The sequence below is a fragment of the Streptomyces sp. NRRL B-1140 genome (assembly GCF_001280065.1).
Lineage (GTDB): Bacteria > Actinomycetota > Actinomycetes > Streptomycetales > Streptomycetaceae > Streptomyces.
Window position 1 is genome coordinate 448,286 of the sequence record NZ_LGEA01000102.1, and the last position, 26,635, is coordinate 474,920.

General features: G+C 72.2%; 27 protein-coding genes. 14 read left to right on the plus strand and 13 right to left on the minus strand.

Features of this window, described 5'->3' with window-relative positions; all coding sequences use genetic code 11:
- Positions 1-6 precede the first annotated feature (6 nt).
- From ADK65_RS22820 to ADK65_RS22835, 4 genes are read left to right on the plus strand one after another with little or no spacing between them, the layout of a single operon-like run.
- Complete coding sequence (locus tag ADK65_RS22820; RefSeq protein ID WP_053672277.1) at positions 7-912, plus strand: hypothetical protein; 906 nt, start codon at positions 7-9, stop codon at positions 910-912.
- On the plus strand, positions 909-1,130 hold the full coding sequence (locus tag ADK65_RS22825; protein ID WP_053672201.1) for a Trm112 family protein: 222 nt from the start codon (positions 909-911) through the stop codon (positions 1,128-1,130). Before ADK65_RS22820 ends, ADK65_RS22825 begins: the two co-directional genes overlap by 4 nt.
- A complete protein-coding gene (locus ADK65_RS22830) occupies positions 1,127-1,954 on the plus strand; it encodes an FkbM family methyltransferase (RefSeq protein WP_053672202.1) in 828 nt (275 codons plus the stop codon). Before ADK65_RS22825 ends, ADK65_RS22830 begins: the two co-directional genes overlap by 4 nt.
- A complete protein-coding gene (locus ADK65_RS22835) occupies positions 1,920-2,528 on the plus strand; it encodes a hypothetical protein (protein WP_053672203.1) in 609 nt (202 codons plus the stop codon). The genes ADK65_RS22830 and ADK65_RS22835 overlap by 35 nt, the downstream gene beginning before the upstream one ends.
- On the opposite strand, the gene ADK65_RS22840 is transcribed toward ADK65_RS22835, so the two are convergent.
- Positions 2,509-3,891 (minus strand): MFS transporter, encoded by a 1,383-nt coding sequence (locus tag ADK65_RS22840; RefSeq protein ID WP_053672204.1) that lies wholly within the window; start codon positions 3,889-3,891, stop codon positions 2,509-2,511. The genes ADK65_RS22835 and ADK65_RS22840 overlap by 20 nt on opposite strands.
- Before the next feature lie 66 nt (positions 3,892-3,957).
- Positions 3,958-4,836 carry an ATP-grasp domain-containing protein gene (locus ADK65_RS22845; protein ID WP_053672278.1) on the minus strand — a complete coding sequence of 293 codons (879 nt, stop codon included), beginning with the start codon at positions 4,834-4,836 and terminating at the stop codon, positions 3,958-3,960.
- A 158-nt stretch (positions 4,837-4,994) separates the two neighbouring features.
- Here ADK65_RS22845 and ADK65_RS22850 point away from each other — a divergent pair, with 158 nt between their 5' ends.
- From ADK65_RS22850 to ADK65_RS22865, 4 genes are all read left to right on the plus strand, one after another.
- Positions 4,995-6,089 carry a MerR family transcriptional regulator gene (locus ADK65_RS22850; protein ID WP_053672205.1) on the plus strand — a complete coding sequence of 365 codons (1,095 nt, stop codon included), beginning with the start codon at positions 4,995-4,997 and terminating at the stop codon, positions 6,087-6,089.
- Between the two features lie 175 nt (positions 6,090-6,264).
- A complete protein-coding gene (locus ADK65_RS22855) occupies positions 6,265-7,710 on the plus strand; it encodes an acyl-CoA synthetase (protein WP_053672206.1) in 1,446 nt (481 codons plus the stop codon).
- Positions 7,703-9,043, plus strand: coding sequence for a carboxyl transferase domain-containing protein (locus ADK65_RS22860; RefSeq protein WP_053672207.1), 1,341 nt, complete (start codon positions 7,703-7,705; stop codon positions 9,041-9,043). Before ADK65_RS22855 ends, ADK65_RS22860 begins: the two co-directional genes overlap by 8 nt.
- A 270-nt stretch (positions 9,044-9,313) precedes the next feature.
- Entirely contained in the window at positions 9,314-10,351 is a 1,038-nt protein-coding gene (locus tag ADK65_RS22865; RefSeq protein WP_053672208.1) for a rod shape-determining protein, read from the plus strand.
- 441 nt (positions 10,352-10,792) lie between these two features.
- Here ADK65_RS22865 and ADK65_RS22870 read toward each other — a convergent pair whose 3' ends face one another.
- Positions 10,793-11,743 (minus strand): anti-sigma factor RsbA family regulatory protein, encoded by a 951-nt coding sequence (locus ADK65_RS22870; protein ID WP_053672209.1) that lies wholly within the window; start codon positions 11,741-11,743, stop codon positions 10,793-10,795.
- Entirely contained in the window at positions 11,740-12,087 is a 348-nt protein-coding gene (locus ADK65_RS22875) for an STAS domain-containing protein (RefSeq protein ID WP_053672210.1), read from the minus strand. Before ADK65_RS22875 ends, ADK65_RS22870 begins: the two co-directional genes overlap by 4 nt.
- A gap of 184 nt (positions 12,088-12,271) precedes the next feature.
- On the opposite strand from ADK65_RS22875, the gene ADK65_RS22880 reads away from it, so the two are divergent.
- From ADK65_RS22880 to ADK65_RS22900, 6 genes are all read left to right on the plus strand, one after another.
- The gene (locus tag ADK65_RS22880; RefSeq protein WP_053672279.1) at positions 12,272-12,970 is read left to right on the plus strand and encodes an ANTAR domain-containing protein; all 699 of its coding nucleotides are present in this window, start codon (positions 12,272-12,274) and stop codon (positions 12,968-12,970) included.
- A gap of 82 nt (positions 12,971-13,052) precedes the next feature.
- Positions 13,053-13,208, plus strand: a complete 156-nt coding sequence (locus ADK65_RS38145) for a hypothetical protein (RefSeq protein ID WP_199825680.1) — start codon at positions 13,053-13,055, stop codon at positions 13,206-13,208.
- Between the two features lie 87 nt (positions 13,209-13,295).
- Positions 13,296-13,538: a DUF6411 family protein gene (locus tag ADK65_RS22885; RefSeq protein ID WP_053672211.1), complete on the plus strand. Its 243-nt coding sequence runs from the start codon at positions 13,296-13,298 to the stop codon at positions 13,536-13,538.
- Positions 13,539-13,607: 69 nt separating this feature from the next.
- Entirely contained in the window at positions 13,608-14,573 is a 966-nt protein-coding gene (locus tag ADK65_RS22890) for a YihY/virulence factor BrkB family protein (protein ID WP_053672212.1), read from the plus strand.
- A gap of 66 nt (positions 14,574-14,639) precedes the next feature.
- Complete coding sequence (gene uppS, locus ADK65_RS22895; RefSeq protein ID WP_324614298.1) at positions 14,640-16,517, plus strand: polyprenyl diphosphate synthase; 1,878 nt, start codon at positions 14,640-14,642, stop codon at positions 16,515-16,517.
- A 158-nt stretch (positions 16,518-16,675) separates the two neighbouring features.
- The gene (locus tag ADK65_RS22900; protein ID WP_078956092.1) at positions 16,676-17,449 is read left to right on the plus strand and encodes a sulfite exporter TauE/SafE family protein; all 774 of its coding nucleotides are present in this window, start codon (positions 16,676-16,678) and stop codon (positions 17,447-17,449) included.
- 157 nt (positions 17,450-17,606) lie between these two features.
- Here ADK65_RS22900 and ADK65_RS22905 read toward each other — a convergent pair whose 3' ends face one another.
- The 9 genes from ADK65_RS22905 to ADK65_RS38925 form a co-directional block, all read right to left on the minus strand.
- Positions 17,607-18,356: an ATP-binding cassette domain-containing protein gene (locus ADK65_RS22905; protein ID WP_053672214.1), complete on the minus strand. Its 750-nt coding sequence runs from the start codon at positions 18,354-18,356 to the stop codon at positions 17,607-17,609.
- On the minus strand, positions 18,353-18,940 hold the full coding sequence (locus tag ADK65_RS22910) for a hypothetical protein (RefSeq protein ID WP_053672215.1): 588 nt from the start codon (positions 18,938-18,940) through the stop codon (positions 18,353-18,355). The genes ADK65_RS22905 and ADK65_RS22910 overlap by 4 nt, the downstream gene beginning before the upstream one ends.
- The gene (locus ADK65_RS22915; protein ID WP_053672216.1) at positions 18,937-20,226 is read right to left on the minus strand and encodes a DUF7224 domain-containing protein; all 1,290 of its coding nucleotides are present in this window, start codon (positions 20,224-20,226) and stop codon (positions 18,937-18,939) included. The genes ADK65_RS22910 and ADK65_RS22915 overlap by 4 nt, the downstream gene beginning before the upstream one ends.
- 59 nt (positions 20,227-20,285) lie before the next feature.
- The gene (locus ADK65_RS22920) at positions 20,286-20,714 is read right to left on the minus strand and encodes a hypothetical protein (protein WP_053672217.1); all 429 of its coding nucleotides are present in this window, start codon (positions 20,712-20,714) and stop codon (positions 20,286-20,288) included.
- Positions 20,715-21,481: 767 nt separating this feature from the next.
- Positions 21,482-21,889: a PIN domain nuclease gene (locus ADK65_RS22925; protein WP_053672218.1), complete on the minus strand. Its 408-nt coding sequence runs from the start codon at positions 21,887-21,889 to the stop codon at positions 21,482-21,484.
- Positions 21,886-22,119, minus strand: a complete 234-nt coding sequence (locus tag ADK65_RS22930; RefSeq protein ID WP_053672219.1) for a type II toxin-antitoxin system VapB family antitoxin — start codon at positions 22,117-22,119, stop codon at positions 21,886-21,888. The genes ADK65_RS22925 and ADK65_RS22930 overlap by 4 nt, the downstream gene beginning before the upstream one ends.
- A gap of 633 nt (positions 22,120-22,752) precedes the next feature.
- Entirely contained in the window at positions 22,753-24,384 is a 1,632-nt protein-coding gene (locus tag ADK65_RS22935; protein ID WP_053672220.1) for an MFS transporter, read from the minus strand.
- Positions 24,385-24,478: 94 nt separating this feature from the next.
- Positions 24,479-25,522: an NAD(P)/FAD-dependent oxidoreductase gene (locus ADK65_RS22940; RefSeq protein WP_234352931.1), complete on the minus strand. Its 1,044-nt coding sequence runs from the start codon at positions 25,520-25,522 to the stop codon at positions 24,479-24,481.
- Positions 25,523-26,246: 724 nt separating this feature from the next.
- Positions 26,247-26,549, minus strand: a complete 303-nt coding sequence (locus ADK65_RS38925) for a DUF302 domain-containing protein (protein ID WP_199825681.1) — start codon at positions 26,547-26,549, stop codon at positions 26,247-26,249.
- Between the last annotated feature and the right edge of the window lie 86 nt (positions 26,550-26,635).

Here is a 26,635-nt window from a genome sequence, read left to right on the forward strand (position 1 = left end):
TGGGGAGTGGCCGCGGCCCTGCTGGCGAACACCCTGTACAGCCTGGGCTTCGTGCTGGAGAAGCGGGCCCTCACCGCCCTGCCCGAGGTGACGATCCGCCGGCCGGCCCGGCTGCTGCGCCTGGTCCTCGGCAGCCCCCTGTGGATCGGCGGATCCCTCGCCCTCGCCGCCGGTTTCGCCGCGCAGCTCGTCGTCTACCGCACCCTGCCGATCGCCGCCGCGCAGGGCATCTTCGTCTCCGGGCTGGTGCTGCTCGTGCTGCTGTCCGCGCGGCTGCTCGGCGAGGAGACGTCCGGCCGGGAGCGGTACGCGCTGGGCGCGATCCTGCTGGCCCTGCTGATGGTGGTGCTGTCACTGCGCGAGGGCGCGGACACCGTCAGCCAGGACGCGCCCTACCCGCTGATCCTGCTGGTGTGCGTGCCGTCGCTGGCGGCCGGGGTGTGGCTGTACGGCTCCGCCGAGCGGCGGGCCCGCAACCGGCACCGGCGCCCGACGACCGGCGTCGAGTACGGCGTGGCTGTGGGCCTGCTGTACGGGGTCAGCTCGCTGGCCATCAAGGGCGTCTCCAGCCGTCTGACGACCGACGGCGTCGGCGGCGCGGTGCTGGGCCTGCTGGCTTCCCCCTATCCGTACCTCCTGCTGTTCACCGGCGCGTTCGGCCTGGTGATGTCGCAGGCGGCGCTGCAGCGCTGCCGGGCCTCGCTGATCGTGCCGGTGTGCACGACCGTGACGAGCCTGTTCACGGCGGTGCTCGGCACGCTGTCGTTCGGTGAGGCCCTGCCGGACGAGCCGCTGCGGCTCGCGCTGCGGGTGGCGGGCACGGCCCTGGCGGTGGCCGTGCTGCTGACCATGCCCAAGCACGACGCTTCTCCCCGACCCTCCCCACCCGCCAAGGAGCTGACCTCATCGTGAAGCCCGACGACCCGCTGCTGAAGATCCTGGCGTGCCCGATCGACAAGGGCCCACTGCACCTGCTGGCCGAGGAGGCCGGGCGGGAGGAGGCGCTGTACAACCCGCGCCTGCACCGGCGTTACCCGATCACCGACGGCATTCCGCAGCTGCTGCCGTCCTCGGGCGAACAGGTGCCGGACGACGAGCACGAGGAACTCCTCAAGAGGATGGCACCGTGACCGGCCTGGCGGCCCGCGTCGCGCCCCTGCTGCCCACCCGCCTGGTGGCCGCGACGGCCCGGGCGCTGTACCCCCGGTTCGAACCGGAACTGGCCCGGCTCGCGGAACTCTGCCCGCCGGGCTGCCGTACGGCGGTGGACGTCGGCGGCTGGTACGGGCCCTGGACGTATCGCCTGTCCGGCCTCGCCGAGCAGGTCGTGACCATCGAGCCGGTGCCCCATCTGGCCCGGCTGCTGACCGCCGCCGCCCCGCCGAACGTCCGGGTGATCCGCGCGGCGGCCTCGGACCGGCCGGGCATCGCCCGGCTGTGGCTGCCGCCGGACGACTCGGGCGACCGGGGCGTGTCGTCGCTGGTGCGGCGCGACATCCACGGCCGCGCGCTGGACGTGCACTGCGTCACGCTGGACGAACTCGGACTGCGCGACGTCGGCTTCATCAAGATCGACGTGGACGGCAACGAGCTCGCGGTGCTGCGCGGAGCCACGGGTCTGCTGGCCCGTGACCGGCCGGCCCTCTTCGTGGAGCTGGAGTCCCGCATCCAGCCGATCGCGCCGGTGGTGACCTATCTGTCCCTGCTCGGCTACGACGGCTGGGTCCTGCCCGGCGACACCTGGGTGCCGCTGGCGAAGTTCCCGCTGGAGGACCACCAGGCCGACGCGTCCTACGTCGTCTCCCACGGCCTGCTCCGCCGCGTCCTGCCCTCCCCGCTCCTGCGGGGCCCGCGCTACGTCAACTCCGTGCTGTTCCTGCCCGACGGCCGCCGCCCCGGCAGGGCCCCGGTGGGCGACGATGGGTCCCATGCCCTCCGGAAAGCCCCCCGCTAGCCCCTTCACCCCGCTCGACTTCCAGCTGGTGCTGCTGCGCCGCATGGCCGACCACAACCCCGGGCCGGTGGAGGACGCCCGCCGTGAGCTGGGGGTGTCCATCGCCGACATGCGCGAGGCGAACAGGCGCTGGCAGGCGATGGTCCGCTCCCCGCGCTCCCGGGCGCCCCTGACCCGCTACCGCCAGGTGCTGGGCGAGCCGGAGTCCCGTACGCCGCGCCGGATCGGTGATCTCGACTGCGAGGCCTGGCTGTGGCCGGTGCCCCTGTGGCCCACCCTGCGCTTCGAGGTGCTGACCGCCCCGAACCGTGCCGTGTGGAACGAGTGGCTGGTCCGGGCGCCGGGCGCGAAGGGTCCCGAGCTGCGCACCCTGGACGACCTCACCCCCTGGTCCTGCACGGTCGACGAGGCGGCCCGTGCCTTCGCCCCGGCCCGTCCCCTGGAGGGCACGGCACCGACCCGGTGGGGACTGGCGTTCACCGCGCCGGACGCGCACGGGAGGTTGCGGGAGGCCGTCGCGGAGTTCACCTGGGGGCTGGTGCAGCGGGTGTCCGTCAGCGGTCCCCGGAGCTGAGGGACTCCGGCCGCTGCTTCGCGGGCACGCACCTCCATGCCAGGGCCGCCGCCGTCACATAGGCGAGCGCCCCGATGCCCATGCTCGTCCGGATCCCGGTCCCGTAACTCGCGGCCGACGCGAGCAGGCTGCCGCCGAGGGCGACGCCGGTGGCGCTGCCGACCTGGCGGGTGGTGTTGAACAGGGCGGAGGCGGCTCCCGAGTAGGCCGGGGGCGCGGCGCCCATGACGGTGGCGGTCGAGCCGGTGAGGGCGAAGGACGTGCCGAAGCCGGCCGCCATCATCGGGAGCACCAGGAGCCCGTAGGCGGGGTCGGGGCCCGCCGCGGCCCAGCCGGCCAGCCCCAGGGCGGCCAGGAGCATGCCCGAGACGACCAGGGGGCGGTCGCCGGTGCGGCGGGACAGCCGCCCGGACAGGACCGAGGCGAACATGGTCATGGCCACCGCGGGGAACAGCGCGAGGCCGGTGCCGAGGGCGCTGTAGCCGCGCTGGTGCTGGAACTCCAGGCTGGCGGTGAACACCATGCCGTAGAAGCCGAAGTTGAACAGCAGGCCGATGAGGGCCCCGCCGCTCATGGTGCGGGAGCGCAGCAGGCTCAGCGGGAGGGCCGGGGACCGGGCCAGCCGCTCACGCAGGGCGAAGGCCGCGGCGGCCAGGACGGCCAGCCCGAGCCCGGCGAGGACGGCCGGGTCGGACCAGCCGCGCCGCCCGGCCTCGTTGAGGGCCGCGGTCAGCAGGGCCACCGCGGCGACGACCGCGACCTGTGCGGGCAGGTCCAGGGCCCGGTCGGCGCGCCGGGGCGAGCGGGCCACGTGCCGCAGGGTCAGCGCCAGGCAGGCCGCGCCGACGGGCAGGTTGATGAGGAACACCCAGCGCCAGCCCACCGTGGAGACGAGCAGCCCGCCCAGCAGCGGCCCGGCGGAGGCCGCGATGCCCGCCATCGAGCCCCACAGCCCGAAGGCCCGCGAGCGGGCGTCCGGCCGCGGGTAGGACTGCTGGAGCAGGGCCAGCGACCCCGGCACGATCAGCGCCGCGCCGAGCCCTTCCACCAGCCGGGCCACCACCAGGAAGGACGCGCCGGGCGCGAGCGCGCAGGCCGCCGAGGACGCGGTGAACACCGCCACGCCCCAGCAGAAGACCCGCCGGTTGCCCAGCCGGTCCCCCAGCGCCCCGCCCGTCAGCAGGAACCCGGCGAAGACCAGCGTGTACCCGTCGGTGATCCACTGGATACCGGTGAGCGAGGCCGACAGCTCCCGCCCGATCACCGGTACGGCGACGTTGATGACCGTCACGTCCAGGATCACCATGAAGTACCCGGCGCACACCGCCAGCAGCGGCGCCCAGGACTGTCGCTCGGAGGGCATGGCCCTAGCAGTACACCAAAAGCCGCATCGCGGGACGTCAGGGGACGTATGTCCCGCGTGCCGTGCTCAGCCTGCGGCGGCCAGTACCGCCCGCACGACCCTGGGCAGCGAGTCCGGGTGCAGCCCCAGGAACAGGTTCGGCTCGATCAGCTCCAGCTCCATCACGCACGGCTCGCCGTCCGGCCCGGTGACGAGGTCCACGCGGGCGTACAGCAGCTCCGCGTCCCCGGGTACGGCCGCCAGGGCCCGCTCGGCGACGGCCAGTTCGGCCGCGGTCGGCTCCCACGGGCGCAGGTCGGGGTGGGCGACCTTGTCGGCGTCGTACGGCGTGCCCGGGGCGAGCACGGCGCCCTTGACGCTGGCGTGCAGCAGGCGCCCGCCGAAGAACTGCAGGGCCCGCTCGCCGTGGGTGTCGATGCCGTTCAGGTAGGGCTGCACCATGACGGTGAACCCCTCGGCGTGCATGCGCTCGACCTGCCGTACGGCGGCGTCCCGCTCCCCGGCCGGGTAGCGGGCGGCGTACCGGGCACCGGCCCCGGAGGCGGGCTTCACGACGTACTCGCGGTCGGCGGGCAGGGCGACGGGGTCGCCGGGCGCGAAGAACCCGGTGGGCACGGCGGGCACTCCGGCCTCGGCGAGCTGCCCGAGGTAGCGCTTGTCGGCGTTCCACCGCACGACGCCGACCGGATTGGCGAGCCGGGTCGCCTGGGCGCACCGCTCGGCCCAGGCCGTGAACTCCGCGGCGCGCCAGCTGTAGTCCCACGTGGAGCGCAGGAGGGCGAGATCGAACCCGGACCAGTCCGTGCCCGGGTCGTCCCAGGCGACGGCCACGGCGTCGGCCCCGGCTTCCCGCAGCGCGTCCACCAGCACCGGCAGGTCCCGGTCCTTGTGCTGCTCACCGCGGGGGTCGTAGGTGACGACGGCGATGCGCGGGGTGCCGGCCACGGCCACTCCCTCCTCGTACGGACGTCGACTCGATGTCCGTCGCAGGCTAACAATCCCGTCCGGAACCGGGACACCCCGGTTGACCTTCACCTTCGGTGAAGCCCCAGCATCGGTGGCGGAACGGACGAGCACGCGGGACGCGAGGACGGTGGGACCGGATGGCCATGCTCACGATCGGCGCGTTCGCGAAGGCGTGCCGGCTCTCGCCGAAGGCGCTGCGTCTGTACGACGAGCTGGACCTGCTGCGGCCCGCCCGCGTGGACCCGGACACCGGATACCGGTACTACGCGGCGGCGCAGCTGGAGCGGGCCCGGCTGGTGGCGTGGCTGCGGCGGCTGGGCATGCCGCTGGCCGAGATCCGCCGGGTGTGCCTCCTGCACGACCGCGACGGGTCGGCCGCCGCCCGCGAGATCCGCGCCTACTGGGCGCGTGTCGAGGCGGACACGGCGGTCCGGCGCGACCTCGCCGCGTTCCTGGTCGATCACCTGACGACGGGCCCGGACGGGCCCGGGAAGGACACCGCCATGCTGGAACTGCGCTACTCCGCCCACTCGGACACCGGCCTGGTGCGCCCCGCCAACCAGGACACCGCCTACGCGGGCACCCGGCTGCTCGCCGTCGCCGACGGCTTCGGACCGGCGGGCGCACCGGCGAGCAGTGCCGCCGTGGAGGCGCTGCGCTTCCTGGACACCGACGACGTCCCCGCCGGTGGTGTCCTCGGCGTCCTGGAGGACGCGGTACGGGGCGCCGAACAGGCCGTGCGGGACGTCGCCGACGGCTCCGACGACGTCGGCACGACCCTGACGGCCCTGCTGTGGACGGGGTCGCGGCTGGCGCTGGTGCACATCGGCGACTCCCGCGCCTACCTGCTGCGCGACGGCGAACTGTTCCGCATCACGCACGACCACACCATGGTCCAGTCGATGGTCGACGAGGGCCGGCTGACGCCGGAGGAGGCGGCTTCCCACCCCGAGCGGGCCCTGCTTCTGAAGGCCCTGACCGGAGGCGGGTCCGGCGCGGCCCCGGACCTCCGCCTGCACGACACCCGGGCCGACGTCCGCTATCTACTCTGCTCCGACGGCCTGTCGGCCGTCGTCCCCGACACCCGCGTCCGGGAGCTCCTCGCCTCGCCCGCCTCCCCCGACGAGACGGTGCGGGCCCTGGTCGAGGCGGCGAACGCGGCGGGCGGCCCGGACAACGTCAGTTGTGTGGTGGCGGACGTGGTGGAGACGACGGTCCACGCGGGCCTCTAGGACTCCGGTGCGCAGACCGCCCTCGGGGCGCACGTTTCTTCCGGCGGCCGATGGTGTACGGAGGAATCGTGGTCGCGGTCGTCCCGGCGGCGGCCTGGCTGGTGAAGGTCGTGCCCGGCTGGGGACAGCCGGGCCGGCGCCCGTGAACAGGCGAACAGCTGAGGAGATGTGACGCGTGACCTCCCTTTTCCCCGCCCTGACCGGCGGCGCTGCCGACCGGCCCGCCCTGCGGTTCGGCGAGCGCTCCCTGACCTACGGCGAGCTCGCCGCCGCGGCCGGTGCGACGGCGGAACGCGTCGGGGACGCCCGCCGGGTCGCCGTCTGGGCGACGCCCACCATGGAGACCGCCGTCGCCGTCGTCGCCGCGCTGCTGGCCGGGGTCGCCGCCGTACCGCTCAACCCCAAGTCCGGCGAGAAGGAGCTCGGGCACATCCTGTCCGACAGTGCCCCCGACCTGGTGCTCACGGCGCCCGACGACCAACTCCCGGCTCCCGTGCGGGATCTGCCTCGCCTGGACGTCGACGTCCACGGCTCCGGCCGCGTCCCCGAGGAGCACGCCGGCGAGAACGCCCCGGCCCTGATCGTCTACACCTCCGGCACCACCGGCCCGCCCAAGGGCGCCGTCCTGCCGCGCCGGGCCGTGGCGACCACCCTGGACGCCCTGGCCGACGCCTGGCAGTGGACCGGCGACGACGTGCTCGTCCACGGACTGCCCCTGTTCCACGTGCACGGCCTGGTCCTGGGCACCCTCGGCCCGCTGCGGCGCGGGGGTTCGGTGCGCCACCTGGGCCGCTTCACCACCCAGGGCGTCGCTCGCGAGCTGAACGCCGGAGCGACCATGCTGTTCGGCGTGCCGACGATGTACCACCGCATCGCGGAGGCGGTGACGAGCGACCCGGACCTGGTGAAGGCACTGACCGGGGCACGGCTGCTGGTCTCCGGTTCCGCCGCGCTGCCGGTGCACGACCACGGGCGGATCGCGACCGCGACCGGGCGGCGGGTGATCGAGCGCTACGGCATGACGGAGACACTGATGAACACCAGCGTCCGCGCCGACGGCGAGGCCCGCCCGGGCACGGTCGGGGTGCCCCTGCCGGGGGTGGAGCTGCGGCTGGTAGAGGAGGACGGCTCGGAGGTCACCGCGTACGACGGGGAGACGGTGGGCGAGATCCAGGTGCGCGGACCCCACCTGTTCACCGAGTACCTCAACCGTCCCGACGCCACCGCCGCCGCGTTCACCGCCGACGGCTTCTTCCGCACCGGCGACATGGCGGTGCGCGACCCCGACGGCTACGTCCGGATCGTCGGCCGCAAGGCCACCGACCTGATCAAGAGCGGTGGTTACAAGATCGGGGCCGGTGAGATCGAGAACGCGCTCCTGGAGCACCCCGGGGTGCGGGAGGCGGCCGTCACCGGGGAGCCGGACGCCGACCTGGGCGAGCGGATCGTGGCGTGGATCGTGCCGGCGGACCCCCAAGCGCCGCCCGGCCTCGAGGAGTTGGCGGACCATGTGGCGCGGCGGCTCGCGCCGCACAAGCGGCCGCGGGTCGTGCACCACCTCGACGCCCTGCCCCGCAACGACATGGGGAAGATCATGAAGCGGGCGCTGGCCCATGACTGACCTCGGCTCCGCCCGCGAGGTCGTGACCGCCCTGGCCGACGACGCCACCTTCGCGGAACTCCCCGCCCCGCCGGGGCACTCCAGGCCCGACGGACCGCTCGCCTGGCCGGGTTACGACGCCTCCCTCGCCCGAGCCGCCGAACGCACCGGCGAGCGGGAGTCCGTGGTCTGCGGCACCGCCCGCGTGGGCGGCACCCGGGCGGTGCTGATCGCTTTCGAGTTCGGCTTCCTCGGCGGCTCCCTGGGCAAGCGCACCGGCGACCGGCTGGAGGCGGCGTACGCGTACGCCCGGGAACGCCGCTTCCCGGTGGTGCCGCTGGTGGCGACGGGCGGCAGCCGCATGCAGGAGGGCATGCTCGCGCTGACCCAACTCCAGCGGGTGGCCCGCCAGTCGGCGCTCACGCGGGAGGCCTCCCTCGCCCAGGTCGCGATCCTGCGCGACCCGACGACCGGGGGTGGCTGGGCCACCCTGGGCGCGGGCGCCGACGTGACGCTCGCGCTGCCCGGCGCCCAGGTGGGATTCGCCGGCTCCCGGGTGCGCCCGGCGGACGCGGACCCGGCGGCGTACACGGCTGAGGCGCAGGTGGCGGCGGGCGCGGCGGACGCGGTCGTACGGCCGGAAGAGCTGCGCGGGACGCTGGGGCGGTGGCTGCGGCTGCTGACGTGCCCGTCCACCACGCCCGCCCCGCCGCCCGAACCGCTCGGCGGCTCCACGGTCCTGCCCGTCACGGGCTGGGACGCCGTCCGCCGCGCCCGTTCGCCCCGGCGGCCGCGGGCCGCCGCCTACCTGGACGCCTACTTCACCGACCGGGTCGCGATCAGCGGCGACCGCTGCGGCGGCACGGACCCGGACGGCATGCTGTGCGGCTTCGGCACGCACGAGGGCCGCACGGTCGCGTACGCCGCGCAGACCGGGACGGCGACCCGTCCCGCCGGCTATCGCACCGCCGCCCGGCTGATCCGCCTCGCCGACCGGCTCGGCATCCCGGTGCTGACGCTGGTGGACACCCCGGGCGCGGCCAACGACGCGGAGGCCGAGCGGCAGGGTGTGGGCGCGGCGATCGCCGACCTGTTCGGGGTGGTCGCGGGTGCCCGCACCCCGGTGACGACGCTGGTGATCGGCGAGGGCGGCTCCGGCGGCGCCCTGGCCCTGGCGGCCCCCGGCAACACCTGGGCCACCCCCGACAGCTACTTCTCCGTGATCGCGCCGGAACTCGCGGCGGCCATCCTCAAACGGCCGCCGCGTGAGGTGGAGCCGACGGCGGACCAGCTGCGCATCCGGCCGCAGGACCTGGTGGAACTGGGGGTGATCCGGGGGACGGTCGGCGGGTGAGGCCGGTGAACGCCCCCGTTCCGGGGAGGGCCCCCGTCGTCCCGGGGCCCACCCGGCCGGCAGCCGCGCGGGGGCCGGACACGAGGCGAAGGCGGTGTCCCGCCCCCCTCGAACCCCCCGTTCGGCGGTGCCCCGCCCGGCCCCCCAGGAAAGGCGGCCCGGGCCCCTCCCGCGCACGATGCGAAGGAGGCCCGCCACCCGGCGGACCCACGCCTGCGAGGCCCGCCACCTGGCGGCCCCCCACGGTCTGTGCTCTCGGGAGGACCTGCCATGACCGCCAGTCTGGAGCAGTTGCGCCGCTGCCACTTCGCCGTCGACCTGGGGGCGGCCCGCACACGCGTCTACGTCAAGGGCGCCGGGCTCGTCGTCGACCAGCCGTCCGCCGCCGCCGTGAACACCCGCACCGGCGCGCTGATCGCGGTCGGCGAGCTCGCCGAGAAGATGACGGGCCGCACCCCGCACTACATCCGGGTGGTCCGGCCGGTCTCCGGCGGCACCGTCGTCGACATCGAGATGGCGCAGCGCATGCTGCGGCATCTGCTCGGCGACAAGATGCGCCGCGCGCTGCGCCGCAAGCCGATCCTGCGGGCCGCGGCCTGCACCCCGCACGACGCCGACCCGCTGGCCCAGCGCGCCGCGATCGAGACGCTCGTGGGGCTGGGAGCACGCCGGGTGGAACTGGTCGACACGCTCATCGCCGCGGCCGTCGGCTGCGGGCTGCCCGTGGAGCAGCCCGAGGCCACGATGATCATGGTGTGCGGGGCGGCGGCCACGCAGGTGGCCGTGCTGTCGCTCGGCTCGATCGTGACCGCCGAGCGGATTCCGGTGGGCGGCGAGGCCGTCGACCACGCGATCGTGCAGCACCTGCGGCACGAACACGAGCTGATGCTGCCGAGCCAGTCGGTGCGGCCGTTGCAGCTGGCCCTGTCCGGCAACGGCCTCACCGCGCAGGGCCCGGCCTCCACGGAGATCCACGGCCGGGACGTCGCCACGGGCCTGGCGCGTTCCGTCCAGGTCGACACGGCGGCCGTCCGGGAGGCCATCCAGACGCCGCTCACCGCGATCCTCGACGGCATCGGCAAGGTGCTGCGGGACTGCCCACCCGACCTGGTCGCCGACCTGGCCGACCGGGGGATCATGATGGTCGGCGGCAGCGCCCTGCTGCCGGGCCTGGACCAGATGCTGCGGCAGGCCACCGGCATGCCGGTGCACATCGCCGAGCGGCCGGACGTGTGCGCCGTGCAGGGGCTCGGAGCGATGCTGGAGGGCAGGATCGCGCCACTGGCCCTGGACCCGCTGGGCACCTGAACCCCGACCGCCGCCATTGAGTGCCTTACCCCGGGTCGCAGAGGCCGGGTGCCTGAATGCCGCTCGCAGACGCCGGATGCCAGAGCCCGGTCGCAGACGCCGAGAGCCCGAGCGCCGGACACAGACGCCGGGGCCTGACCCCGGGCAGCAGACCCCGGGTGCCTGACCGCCGATCGCAGACGCCGGATGCCAGAGCCCCGGTCGCAGACACCGGATGCCAGAGCCCCGGCCGCAGACGCCAGATGCCAGAGCCCCGGTCGCAGACACCGGATGCCAGAGCCCCGGTCGCAGGCCCGAGCCCCGGTCGCAGACACCGGATGCCAGAGCCCCGGCCGCAGACGCCGAGAGCCCGAGCGCCGGCCGTCGAGTGTCCGGCCCCTGCCGGCGACGCCGAGAGCCTGTGCGCTTCGCCACGGGCCGGGTCACGGCCGGGCGGGCGGGTCAGCGGGCGAACCAGCAGCGCACGGTCGTCCCGCTGTCGCCGCGGTGCACCCGCACCAGGTCGGCGATCAGGTTGACCAGCAGGATCCCGCGCCCGCCGCGCTGGTCGCGGGGCACGGGCCGGCGTCCGGCGAGGACGTCCGTGATGTGCCCGTCGTCGTGGACCTCGCACACCACGTAGCCGTCCTCGGGCCACACCCGGAGCTCCCCCGAACCACCGCCGTGCACCACGCTGTTGGTGGTGAGCTCGGCCGTGGCGAGGGCCAGGTCGTCGAGTTTCACGCCGACGAGGCCGAGCCGCGCGCCCTCCCCGACGGCCACATGCCGGGCGTGGGAGAGGGAGTCGGAGTCGAAGGCGAACACCAGCGCCTCCGGCACGGGCGGCAGCGCCTCGTTGTAGCGGGCGACCACGTCCTCGGGGGCGTACGCCGTACTGTCCTGCTCCGTCCGGGAACCGGAGTGGATGACGGTGGGGTGGGTGGCGTACGCGTCGGTGACCATGTGCTCGGGCAGCCGCGCCACGTCGTACGGGCACATGATCGTCGCGGCCCGGCCCTGGAAGGCGGCGTTGATGAGCGCCTCGTGCTGGGCGCAGGCCGGGTACTCGATGTCGGACCGGCCCGCCCAGACGGGCTCGCCGATGATCCGTACCCGGCGGCCGGGTGGCTGGGCGTCGGCGAAGGCGCGCAGCACGCCCGGGATGATGCGCCCGGGGTTGCGTCCGGCCTCGCGCATGTCCAGCAGCCGCACGGCCTCGGCGGCGTCCCCCAGCGCGTCCCTGATCAGGGCGAGGTTCTTGCCGGGCACGGCGACGGCGACCGGCTCTCCGGCCTCCAGGCCGTCACGCACGAAGGGCAGGGTGCCGTCGAGGTACTCCTGCTCGTCCCGGTAGAACAGCGCGGGGTGGGCGAAGGGGCCGGGCCCGGAGGGCTCGGTGACAGCGATGGTCATGACGTCGACACCTCGATCCCCGTCTGTCCGGGCCACAGCAGGTCCAGCGTCCGTCGCAGGGCCGCCGGCGGCCGGCGCACCACGAACCTCCGGCCGTCCGGGAGCTGCCCGGCGGCGGCCGCGAGCGCACCGGCACCCGCGACGTCGACGAACGTCACGTCGGACAGCTCAAGGTAGTACACGTCCTCACCCTCGCGAACAGCCTCTTCCAGCACGCCTTCCCAGATCGCACGCGTCGTCAGGCCGACCTCCCCTGCCGCCCGGACGCCCCGCTGCCCGGCGAGCGGGAACACCGCCAGGCCCGGTACGGGGCCGGCCGCCGAGAGCTGATGCCGAGTCTTCAAGGCCTCTCCCCACGTTTCCGGACCACAGCGCTCGTACCCGTACGGCAGAAGCTCATTCCCCGAAAAGGTGTGTAGTAAGCCGTACGGCGGGCAGGCGCAGCTCACACGGACGTCCACGGGGGCGAGAGACGTCGTGCAGTCCGGCGAGACGCACACGACCGACGAGGACCGACAAGGCGGTGACATGACCTCAGCGGCATCACCACATCTCACGGGAGGGCTGGACACCCTGGTCATCCGTGGCCGCGTCGACGCGGACCGCGCCGAGCTCACCCCGCGGGGTGAGCTCGTCCACGGTTGCGCGGACACCCTGGCGCGAACCCTGGCCGGCCTGCCGGCCACCGTCACGCGGGTGGACCTGGACATGGGGGGCGTGCACTTCATGGACACGGCGGGCCTGCAGTTCCTGGACGTGCTGGCCGATCACGGCCGGCAGCATGCGCTGACGGTGACGGCGACGAATTGGAACGGCCAGCCGCGCCGGATCCTGGAGCTGGCGGGCCTGGACACGACCGACCCGCTGACCGGTCTGGAGACCACGGGCCCCGCCCCCGCAGCTCCACCGGCCGTCCGCACCGTCTCCGCGGTCGCCCTGGAACGCGCGGAGTGCCTGCACGTCCTGCAGGAGGAGGTCGAGCAGCTGCGCCAGGCGATCGCCTCCCGCCCCGTCATCGACCAGGCACGCGGCATCCTCATGGCCACGCACGGCTGCGCGTCCGACGAGGCGTGGCACATCCTGCGGGAGACGTCCCAGCTGTCGAACACGAAGCTGAGGGACGTCGCGGCGGCGGTGACGGCGAGCGCGGAGGCGGACGGCCCGGCCCCGCCGGCCGAGCTGCGCACGGCCCTGCACCGGGCCGTGGCCAGGCGCCGCCGGGGCTGAGGGTGAGTGGCCGGGGCCGGGGCCGGTGTTCCCCGGACCACCGGGGTACCCGGCAGCCGACTGCTGCGCGAGGAGGTGCACGATGAGCGACCACACCCCGTCCCAGGCAGAAGGCGACCGCGACGACGAGCAGGACACGACCCCGCGTCCCACCCCGTCCCAGGCGGAGGGCGACCGCGACGACGCGAACACCCCGGGTGAGGGCGACCCGCCGCAGGAGACCCCGACGGAGGAATAGCCCCGGAACAGCCCGGAAACGGAGGCGGGCACATACGGGCGGCTCGGCGGGGAACCCGTACCTCCCCTACCAGTCAAGGGAGTTACCGTGATCGTCGCTGTCGTCATCGCCGGGTGCGTGCTGCTGGCCGTGCTCGCCTTCCTCGTCCCCCGCCTCTCCCGCCACCCCGAGCGCGGCACCCAGCGTTCGCTCGGCGCGGGCGCCCGGGCCGGCGGCAAAGCACCCGGTGTCCTGGGCAGGCTCTTCGCCAAGCCCTTCCACACGAGCTCCCGCGCGGTGAGCCGCAGCGGCTCCGCCGGCCGCCGCACCCGCGGCCGCATGCCCTTCTGACCCACGCGCGGCCGCGTCGCCCGGCATGCTGGTCCGGTACGCAGGGCAGGCAGAAGGAGACCTTTCTCGATGGGCACCGCAGTGCACGTCCCGCAGACACGGGACATGATCGGGGAGGAGCTCTCCGGGGACGAGGCGTTCACCGCCCTGCGGCGCTACGGAGGCCGCCGGCTGCTCGTCGACGCGTTCACCCGGTTCCGCTACGCGGACGGCTTCAGCAACTCCCGCTCCCTCGCCTTCCAGGTGGTCCTGGGCATGGTGCCGTTCACCATCGCCCTGGTCGGCGTGGCCACCACCGTGCACACGGAGAGCGTGGGGCGGATCATCGAACTCACCCTCGGCCGGATCGTGCCCGGCGCCAGCACGCGTCTGGTCGAGGACGCCCTGCACGGCACCGAGCGCAGTGCCGGTTCCGGCGTCTGGGGCGCCGTCGCCATGTGGCTGGGCCTGGTGTTCGCCGTGCTCAACCTGGCTTCGGCGATGGCCCAGGTCGAGCGCGGCGCCAACCGCATCTACGGCATCGAGCGCGACCGGCCCTTCCTGGCCAAGTACGGCCGCTCCCTGCTGCTCGCCCTCGCCGCGGGCATGCCGATGGTGCTGGGCTTCCTCGTCCTCGTGGCCGGTGACGCCGTGGGCAGCGCGATGGTGCAGGCCCTCGGCTGGTCCGGTACATGGCTCGACTGGTGGGAGGCTCTGGATCTGCCGCTGGGTGTGCTGCTCGCGTGGGTGGCCTCCTCGGTGATCTTCCGCTGGGCGCCCCGCCGGGACCAACCGGGGTACACCTGGCTCGCGTTCGGCTCCGCGGTCCATCTGGTGCTGTGGATCACGGCCACCTGGCTGCTGGCGCTGTACGTCGCGAAGAGCGGCTCCTTCGGCGCCGTCTACGGGCCGCTGACGGCCTTCGTCGCCCTGCTGCTGTGGGCCAACCTGACCGGTGTGGTGCTGTTCCTCGGCATCGCGTTCGCCGCCCAGCTCGAAGCGGCCCGGGCCGGGATCACCGAGGCCGTGCGGCCGGATCCGGGACCGGGGCCGTGAGAGGCGTCCCTGACGCGCGCCCGCCCCTGTGATCCACCGGCTGAACCAGGACGTATCGTCCTGGGTGTGAGCGATGTGCCCCCCGCGACCACAGCACCGGCGGACCGAGAAGCGACCTCCGAACCCTCGGAGCGGGCCGACCGCCCGGTGACCGGCGACGACCCGGCCCTGCGGGCGGCCTACCGGCTGTGCCGGCTCCGGACGAGAGACCAGGACCCGGCGGAGTACGCGCTGATCCAGCTGGTGCCCGCGGCCCTGCGTCCGGCCCTGCACGCCCTGTGGGCGGCCGCCAACGCCCTCGACGACTTGGGGGACGACAGCACCGCGCCCGCCGCCGAGCGGGCGGCCCGGGTCGAGGCCTGGATCAGCGCCCTGCACCGCGAACTGCCCGGCGGCACCAGCCCGGACCCGGTCCGCCACGCCCTGGTGGACACCGCGCACCGCTGGCGCCTGGACCTGTCCGAGCTGCGGGACGCCATGGCCCAGGTCCGGGACGACACCCGCGGCAGGCACTTCGCCGACTGGGCGCAGTGGCGCGCCTGGGGCCGGGACAACCTGCTGCCCTGGTTCGGTCTGGTCCGCACGGTCTTCGACCGGGCCGGTGTTCCCGTCGCGCTGCGCCTGGACACCCGGGAGGCCTACGAGGAGTTCCTCGACGGCGTCCGGCTCACCGACATCCTCACCGACCTGGCCGCCGACCTCGCCCAGGGCGACCTGCTCCTGCCCGCCGAGGCCCTCGACCCGCACCCAGGTTCCGCGGCCGACCTCGCGCAGCGCCGCTGGAGCCCCGCCGTCGCCGCCCTGGTCGCGCACCTGACCGGCCTGGCTCGCCGGTGGGTGAGCCAGGAGTCCCTCACCCGGGGCATGCACCCCGGGCCCGCGACGGTCCTGCACACGATGGCCGCCCTGCTGCGCGCCCAGCTCGACGCCGTCGACGCGGCCGGCCCGGACCTGCTGCGCTCCGCACCCCGGCCCGCACTGCGCACCCGGGCCCGCATCCTCGCCCCCGCCCGGGCCCGCGCGGCCCTGGCCTGGAGCCTGACGCCGCTCACGGTGCCGCCGCCGCACCGGCCCGGCGCACGCAGGGCACCGGCACCCGCCGGGCCGGCACCCACCGGCGCCTTCCGGCTGCCGCCGCCCCACCCGAGCGGCGAGCGGCCGCCCGAGATCCCGCCCGGCCTGATGCCCGCCCACGTCGCCGTGATCATGGACGGCAACGGCCGCTGGGCCCAGCAGCGCGGCCTGCCCCGGCACGCGGGTCACCGCGCCGGTGCCTCGGCCGTCCGCGAGGTGGTCCACGGTGCGCTGGACATCGGCCTGCGCCACCTGACGCTCTACACCTTCTCCACCGAGAACTGGCACCGCGAGCCGGAGGAGGTCGACGCGATCCTCGGCCTGCTCCGCGACGAACTGGCCGAGAACCCCTTCCGCGACCTGGACGTCCGGCTGCGCTGGCACGGCCGCGCCGGCCGGCTGCCTCCCGACCTGGTCGACCTCCTCCACCTGCGGGAGCGCACGACCCGGGCCCGCACCGGCCTGACGCTGACGATGTGCATCGACTACGGCGGCCGGGACGAACTCACCCGCACGGCCGCCGCCCTGGCCCACCGGGCCCGGGCCGGCCGTCTCGAGCCCCGCCTGATCGCCGAGGACGACTTCGCGGAGCACCTGCCGCTCCCGGACATGCCCGACGTGGACCTGCTCTGGCGCACCGGCGGCGAACAGCGCGTCTCCAACTTCCTGCCCTGGCACACGGCCTACGCCGAGCTGCACTTCACCCCCGGCCTGTGGCCCGACGCCGACCGCCGCGACCTCTGGAAGGCGGTCAGCGCCTACACCCGCCGCCAGCGCCACCACGGCGCGACTCCGGCCCAGCCCGCCGAAGCCGACGGGCCGTCAGTGGCCCCTTATGTGACGGCCCCTGCCGCGGGCCCGGGCGGCTGAACGGAGCGGACCCCGCGGTGGGATGCCGCGTCCCGCCCAGCGGCGCCCACTTGGTGGGGGCGCGGGCCGGACCGTCGGCCCGCTCGTGCATGATCGGTACGAGCCCCTCGACCGCGTGCGGTGAGGCGGGGAGGCGACACACCGAGCCTTGTGAGGAGATGGCGTTGTCCATCTGGGAAGCACTGGCGGTCTTCGCAGCCGGCACGGCCGCCGGCACGATCAACACCATCGTGGGCTCCGGCACCCTGATCACCTTCCCGGTGCTGCTCGCCATCGGGCTGCCACCTGTCACCGCCAACGTCTCCAACGCCCTCGGCCTCGTCCCCGGCTCCGTCAGCGGAGCCATCGGCTACCGCGCCGAACTGCGCGGACAGGGCCGCCGCGCGCTCGTCCTCGGTGTGACCGCTCTCGTCGGCGGGCTCGGCGGCGCCGTGCTGCTGCTCGCGCTGCCCTCCGAGGCGTTCGACACGTTCGTCCCGGTGCTGATCGCCCTCGCCCTGGTCCTCGTCCTGCTCCAGCCCCGCCTCGCCGAGGTCGTACGGCGTCGCCGCGAGGACGACGGCACCGCCGGCCACCCGCACGGCGGGCCGGTGCTCCTGGTCGGACTGCTCCTGGCGAGTGTGTACGGCGGCTACTTCGGCGCCGCCCAGGGCGTGCTGTACCTCTCCCTGATGGGCCTGTTCCTGGACGAGGATCTGCAACGCGTCAACGCTGTCAAGAACATCCTCGGCGCCGTCGTCAACGGCGTCGCCGCCTGCTTCTTCCTCTTCGTCGCCGAGTTCGACTGGACGGCCGTGCTGCTGATCGCCGTCGGCTCCGCCCTCGGCGGTCAGATCGGCGCCAAAGTCGGCAGACGCCTCCCGCCGCCGGCACTGCGCGCGGTCATCGTCACGGTCGGCGTCGTCGCGATCGCCCAGCTCCTGCTGCGGTGAGCCCCTGGTCGGTCGGTTCCCGTCCTGGCGCGGCAGATGCTGGATCCGGTTGTGCTTCGCCGGCTGGGTCAGAAGTGGTGGGTGTGCACGGGCCTGCGTGGCACACAGAAGTCCCGCCCGGAGGCTCCCGCGTGCACGGAACAACGGCGCTGCGACGTCACTGCGAACCGTCCAGTCGCATGAGGACGGAGTACGCCGACTCGGCCCGGCGCGCCGGTACGGCGTCAGGGCGTGCGTGGTCCAGGAAGCTCTGCGTCCCGCCGTGGTGGAGAACCCGGCCGCCGTCCATGAGGGTGACGGTGTCGGCTTCGTCGGCCAAGTCGGCGATGTCATGCGTCGACATGAGTACCGGCGTCTTCGCCGCGACCTCCCGCAGCACGTCACGGAAGACCGTGCGCTGGTGAGGGTCGAGCCCGGCCGTCGGCTCGTCCAGCAGGATGACGCGCGCGTCGTGGGCGAGGGCACAGGCGATGCCGACACGACGGAGTTGTCCCCCTGAGAGCCTGGCCGTCTTTCGGCCTGCGTGATCGGCGAGGCCGACCTGGTCGAGGGCGGCTGCGGCGCGCTCCCAGGCCCGGGGGCGGCTCTCACCCTTCAACCAGGCGACGTACGCCACGTACTCGCGGGCGGTCAGCTGCCGCGAGGTGGGCACCCGCTGAGGCAGCCAGGCCACGTGGCGGCGGTATTCACGGCTGGCGGAGGTCAGGTCCGTGCCGCTGAACAGAACCCTGCCCGCCTTCGGCTCGACCGTGCCCGCGAGCAGTGCCATCGTGGTGGACTTGCCCGCCCCGTTGGGGCCGAGCAGGATCGTCAGGCCTTCCCCGGGGACCTCGTAGGTGAAGCGGGACAGGACAGGGCGAATCCAGCGGTGGTAGCTGAAGGTCACACGGTCGAGCAGCACAGTCATCGGTCGGTCCTTGGTGCGAAACAGATGAGGGAGAGAACTCCGGCCAGGAAGACAGCGGCGGCGCCTGCGGCGGCATGTGCGACATGGGCTTCTTCCGTGACGATCACCCAGGGGTAGGGGTCGTTGAGACTCCGGCCACCGAGGAACATGGAGTGGATCATCCAGAAGACGGGGAGCAGGGTGGCCCGGTGTCCGAGCAGTGGCCAAGCACCCAGGGCGAGTCCGCAGAAGAGCAGGTTGTTGCGCGCGGCTGTCCACATCGCTTCCCGGCCGAGCGGAGAGATCGCCATGGCCACCGCGGACACGAGCAGGGCGAAACCGACAACCAGCGTGATGTCCCTCGCGTCGAGCCTACGGACGGCGGACCGCTCCATCGCGGGCAGCCGCCGTTCCAGGCAGACGACCAAAGCGACGGAGGGGATGAGGCAGAGGAAGTTGCTGAGCTCTGTCGGTACTGCGTAGTCCCCCAGGAAGGCGGGGAAGACGAGGACCACGTTCGAGGTGAGTACGACGCTCAGGACGAAGGCCACCAGGGCAGCGGGCAACAGCCCCAGGCCCCCTCGCTGGCGCAGCCACCAGATCATGTTCGGCTACCTGCCCCGCAGGCATGGCGCAGCTGCTCGGCGTACCAGGCCTTCTGCTCCTTCAAGGGAAGCTTGTTCACTCTGTCCATCGCGGCAACGAGCTGTCCGCGGCTCTGCCCTTGACTGAACTGCTGGGTCTCACGGGACAGCCAGGCGAGGTACTCGCTCTCCACACCTATCGTCCGGGCGGTCCAGAGGGTGTTGTAGTGCAGAGCGTTCCAGTCCGGTTTCGCGCAGGGAATCCCGACGACGGCGATGGCGATGTTCTCCCGGAGCACCTTGTCCGCGTTGCCGGGCACGAGGTCGAGTGCCCAGTGTCCCCCCCTCGTGTCGAGTTGCCGAGCATCGGCCACGGTGAGGTCGGTGATGCGGACGGGCCTTTCGATGATCACGCCCTTGGTCTGCAATTGGCCGATCATCTCGGCGAGTTGGGCCTGAATCTGCTCGATGTGCTCGGCACCGGCTGTCGGCAGGCAGACCTCAGGCATGTCCCCCTCACAGGTAATGGGGGCGAGGCCGTTGGCGGCAGGAGCGATCGAACGCCAGTCCCTGGTAATGCCGTAGGCGCAAAGCAGGCCACTGACCGCGATCACAAGGGACAGGGCGACGGAGGAGACGCGGATACGCCGGGGCGCCGCCAGGACGACACAGGCAACGGCCAGACAGACCGTCGGCAGAAGTGCGGCCGCCGTCATGGCCGGCGAGTACGCTTGGCCGAACCCCAGCCAGGCGATGGACCCGGTGACATGGTGCGCCCAGTAACTGTCCGTCCCCAGCGGGAAGCTGATGCCGATGAACACCAGCACGGCTACGAGTGGCGCGGCGTACAGCGCATGGAATCGGCGCCCTATGACGAAGCCGATGACGGCGTGCGCGGTGAGCAGTACGACGACGATCGCCATCAGGTGCAGCACGTACAGGTCGGGAAGGACTCCGACCACCCACAGCCCACCAGCCGTGACGCCTGCGGTGAGGACCGACAGGGACAGCACGGCGATGAGGATGGGCTGGACGGCGATGCGCCAGGTGGAGCGCGCGGCCCCCAACTCCCAGGTGCCGAGGGCTCGCAGTCTCGTCGCCTCCACCGCGGCCAGGCCCGCGACAGCGGCAGCGGCCATCGGGAGCGGGGCATGCACGGCATACGACGCCACCTGCGCGGGCCACGGAACGGCGATGAGCCGCTCGATATGCCGGGTACTCGTGAGGAAGACGAAGGCGAAGAAAAGCCCGATCACGGGGAAGGCCAGCACGGCTGGATGCGTGCGAAGAGCAGAGGAGAAGCGCATGAACCCTCGTTGGGAGAACAAGCCCGGGCCGCCGCACGCCGTGCGGCGGCCCGGCAGGATCAGTCAGCCTGGGTCGTGTCTACGCTGACCTTGTCGGCGGCACCCGTGCAAGCTCCGCACCCTGAACCGAGCTTGGTGATCTCGAGGTAGTAGCTGTCGTACGGCAGACCTGACTCAGTGGCCGTGCTCGTGTAGCCGGACCCCTTGAAGCAGTTGGTGAGCGTCGATGTGTCGTGCTTTACGTCGTTGCCCCAGTCTATCTGCTGCCACAGCGCCACATCGACGCTGTTCGAGGTCCCCGCCTGGTCGCAGCCGGTGAAGTGGAACTCGTTGTACTTCTCATCGACCCACTGCTGGGAAGTGGTCCCCTGGACCAGGCTGAAAGGAGACTTGCTCCAGTTGGCCCAAGCCCCCGTAGCGGTGGCGATCGTAAGTACGGCGGCAGCCCCCGCGACCACACCGAAGTTACGCAAACGTCGTCCCGACAAGGGACACCCCCTTCTTCCCCCCTCGGCCGTCGAGGCCCCCCTCGAACTGGAGACCGAAAGGCTGGGTGACTGTAGCACCACCCCCCGCTGTCCAGCAGCCATGATCACCGATTCGTGACCAGGGCCGGTCGCTGCTCGGTTCGCCCCGAATATCCCCTGCCGTTCGAGGGTGTGCCGGCCGGTTTCACGGGATCGGACAGCACGCCGTGATGGAAGCCGGGATCATCGAGCTCGAGCGCGAGGGCGTATGGGCAGTCGGTCCGGCCTGCGAGTCCGCCCCGTTTCCTCGCGTCCCCTGTGCGTCGCCTGGATCTTGCCTTCGGGGCCGAGTGGGCGACTCAGAGGCACTGAAGGCACGTTTGCGCAGTTCAGAGGCCTGCAAAGGTGGGGCGGGTGGGTCTCGAACCCACGGCCGACGGATTACGAGTCCTTTGAAGATCTTGGCGACCCTTGTCGATCATTGCTCATCTTGGCCGTTTTCCCAGGTCAAACGCGGTTTGGCGCGCCATTCCTTCTCGGCTCTTGTCAGTCTTTTCCGATCCTTGTGTCCAACCGCACGACAAGTAGTTCAGCCAGCCCAACCGCGACCGCTATCGTGACGGCCCAGCCGGGGAATAGGTCAAGAGCTGTTCAATCTGACCCTCGGCCCCGCGTACGCGGGGATAGCTCCGCGTTTTACTGCCGGTGTAGTGGAAAACCGCTGATGCGCCCCGGAGACATCGATCACCGAGGCCGGAAGCCGACAGACGTGATCCTGCCTCAGGAGATCAGGCTCGTGCGTCTCGCTGCTGCACTTCCTTAAGGACTCCGGCCGCCGTCACGAAGTCGTTATCCACGTGGAGAACGGTGTGCCCATGGTGTACAGCTGTCGCACATACCAACAGATCGATCGCCCGAGCCGCCCGATGCTGGCCCTGCTGGGTCAGTTTGTACTGGGCGGTGTCGATCCAACGCCAGGCGTTCGTCGGAACCGGAGAGGGCATGCAGAGCGTGTCCAGTTCCTCTGCGAGCTCATCCCGGTGGGACGGGCTGGTTGCCGAGTAGAGAAATTCGGCACGTGTCGGCTCGCAGAGATGGAACACCCCGGCTGCGATATGTCCCTCCCAGGGCTGCAATGCGCCTGGGGTGCGAAACAGGTGCCACAGAGCCGAGGTGTCCACCAGATACGTGATCACTCGAAGGCCTCGCGTCGCGCACGCTTCTCCGCGTCATGCGCCGCCGCGGCCTGCTCGAACTCTCCACGCGCACCCCGCGCGGCCAGCTTCTCCGCAGCCTCAAGCCGCTTGATCCGCGCCACGTAGTCCCGAAGGGCCGCGTTGACGGTCTCCTTCTTCGTCGTGACGCCCATGAGTCGCATGGCCTCGGCCAGCGCCTCGTCGTCGAGATCAATCTGCGTGACGGACATCGGACACCTCCAACATCCACAATGTATGTAACCAAGATACATCACCAACATTGGCGTGGCCATCGATCACAAACAGACCACGCGAGGGAAGTCGGGGCGTCCCCATGGGCCACTTCCGGCCACCGGGCGAGCCGGCGGAGACCAGCGCGACGCCGACGCGAAATGCAAATTCTGGACGCCGATTCCGGTCAAGTCGGGCATGGCGCCTAGTCCTTTGCGGATCTTGGCGCCCCTCGTCGACCATTGCTCATCTTGGCCGTTTTCCCAGCTCAGACGCGGTTTGGTGACTCAGTCCTTCTCGGCCCCTGTCAGTCTTTTCCGATCCTTGTGTCCAACCTGCGTCCAGAAGGCGTCCTGGACGGACAAGTCAAGCCCGGCTTCCGCGCGATCGCTCCAGCTCGGCAATGGGCCCTGGACGCGCGAGCAGCGGATTCGCCTTCCACCGCGCATAGCCGGCGCCGGCCCCGAGGGATATGCGTGGACGCGGACCGTGGACGAGGCCCGCGCCCTGCGCGTCTCGCGCCGCCGGGATCTTGGCCGACGCGCCTGGCGGGTGGTCCGGCGAAGGCGGTGCCACTCGCTCCGGCAGGCGGGCGCGTCCCCGTCGATCCGGTGGACCGCCCCGTCGGCGGTCTAGCGGGGGGACCCGGTGTGCTCCCGCACAGTCGCCGCCTCGCTCACCGCCGTCCCGGCCCCCGGCTCGGCGCTCTTCCTCGCGAACCCGCGCCGACCCGGCAGGACCGCGAGGACGATCAAAGTTCCGGCAGCCATGATGATCCCGCCGATGAGGCTGGTCTGGGCGACTCCGTGGGCGAAGGCCTGGTGGACGGCGTCCACGGCGGCCTGGGCCTGCTGGGGCCCGGCGGAGGGATCCTGCGCAACCCGCTGCGCGACGGCCAGGCCGGCGCCCACCGAGTCCTTGGCGGTCTCCATCGCCTCCGCCGGGAGCCGGTTGCCCACCAGGTCGGTCAGCTCGTCCCGGTAGGCCGCGCCCAGCAGCGAGCCCAGCACCGCGATCCCCAGCGCCCCGCCCAGCTCCAGCGCGGTGTCGTTGACACCGCCGCCGACGCCCAGCTCGGACTCGGGGAAGGAGCCCATGATCGTGTCGGTCGCCGGGGAGATGGCCAGACCGAGCGCGAGGCCCAGCATCATCAGCGGCACCAGGAAGTCCCCGTACGTCGACCCTTTGTCGATCTGGGTGAGCAGGAACATGCCCGCCGTGCCGACGGTCAAGCCGGTCACGGCCATCACCCTCACCCCCAGCTTCGGGGCGAGCACCCCGGTCACCGCGGACCCGAGGAACACCGCACCGCCCAGCGGCAACAGCCGTACACCCGTGTCCAGGGCGCCGTAGCCGAGGACGAACTGCAGGAACTGCGTCGAGTAGTAGATCACGGCGAACATGCCGAAGAAGAAGAACAGCACCGCGAGCATCGAGCCGCTGAAGGGCCGCAGCGCGAACATCCGGACGTTCAGCATCGGATGCGGGTGGCGCAGCTCCCAGGCGATGAAAGCGACCAGACCGACACCGGCGATCACGGCGGCCGTGACAGGGCCGATGCCCCAGCCGGCGTGCGGGCCTTCGATGGCGGCGTAGATCAGGGAGCCGACGGTCACGATCGACAGCAGACCACCGACGTAGTCGATCCGGCCCATGCCCTCCGCCTTGGACGGCGGTACCAGGGCGAGCGCGCCGAACACGGCGAGGACGGCGAACGGCACGTTGATCAGGAAGGTCGAGCCCCAGGCGTGGTCCTCCAGCAGCCAGCCGGAGACCAGCGGGCCGACGGCTACCGCCACCCCGGAGGTCGCGGCCCAGGCGGTGATGGCCTTGGCCCGCTCGCTCCGGGGGAAGGTCGCGACCACCAGGGACAGCGTGGCCGGCATCACGACCGCGGCACCGACACCCATGATCGCGCGGGCCACGATGACCAGCGAGGTCTCGTCGACCAGGCTCCCCATCACCGAACCGCCGGCGAAGATCAGCAGGCCCAGCACCAGCGCGCCGCGCCGGCTGTACTTGTCGCCGATCGCGCCCAGCACCAGCATCAGCGCCGCGTACGGAACGGTGTAGCTGTCGACGACCCACTGCAGATCACTGCTGCTCAGGCCCAGGTCGGTGGTCATGTCAGGGGCGGCGACGATCAGTGACGTGTTCGCCATCACCGTGATCAGCAGGCTCAGGCACAGCACGAGCAGCGCCCACCAGCGCCGCGCGTACGGCCCGGTCATCTTCTCCACGGGGGTGTTCACAAGGAAGGACATCAGTAGCTCCTGAGGGGGACGGGACGGACGAGCGGAATCACTTGACTGCCCGTGCGACAAGCGGGTGACGGGCTGAGATCTCCGGGCTTCAAGATCATTCCGTGACCCCAAGTGGGCTTCCCTCGGCGATCCCCTGGAGGGCCGCGTCGGTGTCCGCGACGGCCAGCACCTTGTTGATGTCGATGCCGGCCAGCGCGCCGGCTGCTGCGGAGGCCCCGACCTGGGCGACCGGATCGGTGACGTTGCCGGCCACCCACACACCCGGCACCTCTGTGGTGCCGTCGATACCGGAGGCGAAAGTGCGGCCCGTCGGCAGGTCCTGCACCGGCAGGCCCAGGCCTTCCAGGCCATGGGTGCGGGCCTGCGTCTGCGGGGCGACCGCGAGGACGCGGCGGGCCACGACCTGGCCGTCGGCCAGGCGCACTCCGGCGAGGGCACCGTCGGCGTCGTCGACGACCTCGGTGACCGGGGTGTCGATGACGCGGATGCCGCGGGCGGCGAAGCGGGCGCGGGTGTCCTCGTCCAGGTCGGTGCCGTGGGTGAAGTAGGTCAGGTCCTCGGTCAGCTGACGGAACAGATACGCGTGACCGATGGACGCCGTGCCGGTGGCGAGGATGCCGATGGGCTCGTCGCGCACCTCCCAGCCGTGGCAGTACGGGCAGTGCACCACACCGTGTCCCCAGTGCCCGGCGAGCCCGGGCACCTCGGGCAGCACATCCTTCAGGCCGGTGGCCACCAGGATGCGGCGGGCGGTGACGCTGCGGCCGTCGGCCAGGGTGACGGTGAACCTCAGGTCCCCGTCCACCGACGGGGCGGCGGAGTCGGCCGAGACCACCTCACCGAACACGACACGTCCGCCGTACTGGCGCACCTGCTCCCGGCCCCGCCGAAGGATCTCGGACGGCGGGGTGCCGTCCAGGGCGATGAGGCCGTGCACTGCCTCGGCGGGCGCGTTGCGCGGGGAGCCGCTGTCGATCACGACGACCGAACGGCGGGAGCGGGCGAGGATCAGTGCACCGTTCAGCCCCGCGGCGCCCCCGCCGATCACCACCGCGTCGACGGTCCCCTCGGGCAGAGCGTCGCTCGCGTACGGAGGAGTCGCCGCAGCCACGGCCTCCTGGCTTTCCTGATCAGTCATGGTTCGGTCAATCCTTCGAGTTCTGGGTGGTTGGAGGGGGCAGCTGTTCAGGAAGCGCAGGATGTGGGCGGCGACCGTCTTGGGCTGTTGTGAAGAGTCCGGCCCCGGTTTGCTGGGGTCGTTCGTGATGTACAGATCCAGTACGTCGATGAACGCCTTCGCCAAGATCGCGAGGATCAGACCGTGCCTCGTCGGCCTAGAGGGCATCGCAACGCCAGGCGCGCACGCAGCCTGTCCGGTGAGCTCAGGACCATTGTGTACTGAACAGTCAGAAACCTAGGCGGTTCTGTACTAAGTTGTCAAGTACGGCGGGTCGACCCTCGCTCACCACAACAGCAGCAGCAATGCACCGATCAGGGGGGCAGCGAGGGCGGCGTTCACGTACACCACCCGCCGCCACGACGCCATGCGGTGACCATGCCGCCGGGCAGCAGCCCGAACCGCTCGACGGCTTCGGGCCCGTGGCCGCCTCCGAGGACCTTGTCAGTCCGCAGCGCAGTGAGCCTCTGCACCGCGTGTCATTCAGCCCGGCGCCGGCGAAGGCGACATGGCCGAACTCGGCGCCCCGCCCCAGGGCAGTTCGCCTGAGCCTTGTGCTCGGACAACGGGCCCGCACGGTTGTGGGGACCCCCGCAGCAATGGGGCGGTCCTACCCGAGCAGGCTGCGTCGGCGGGCATGCCTCTGACCAGGTCAGACAGCGAAGCGGTGCTGAAGTGCCAAGGGTCAGGCGGTGATCAGCTCCGGTGGTACCGGCAGTGCCATGAGGCGGAGCAGTTCAGCGACTTTGGCGTCGAGTTGTGCTCCGACCTCGGCAATGCGGGGATCGCCGAAGCTGGCGAATTTGCTCGACGGTTGGTCGATGCTGAACTGCACGTGTCCGGAGGCGGCCTCGTAGATCGCGGTGCGCAGCGGGGCGTACAGGATGATGCCGGGGTCGTGCCGGAACGCGGTTTCCGCGATGACGTTGTTTCCCATCATGTAGGTGACGGCGCGGTGTTGATGTCCCGAAAGCCGCATCACCGGCATCGGGTCCAGGGTCCAGAAGACGGCGAAGGAATGGGGGGGTGTGGTCGGCGGTGTATGCCTGCACCCGCGCGAGGTCACCTGTTGCG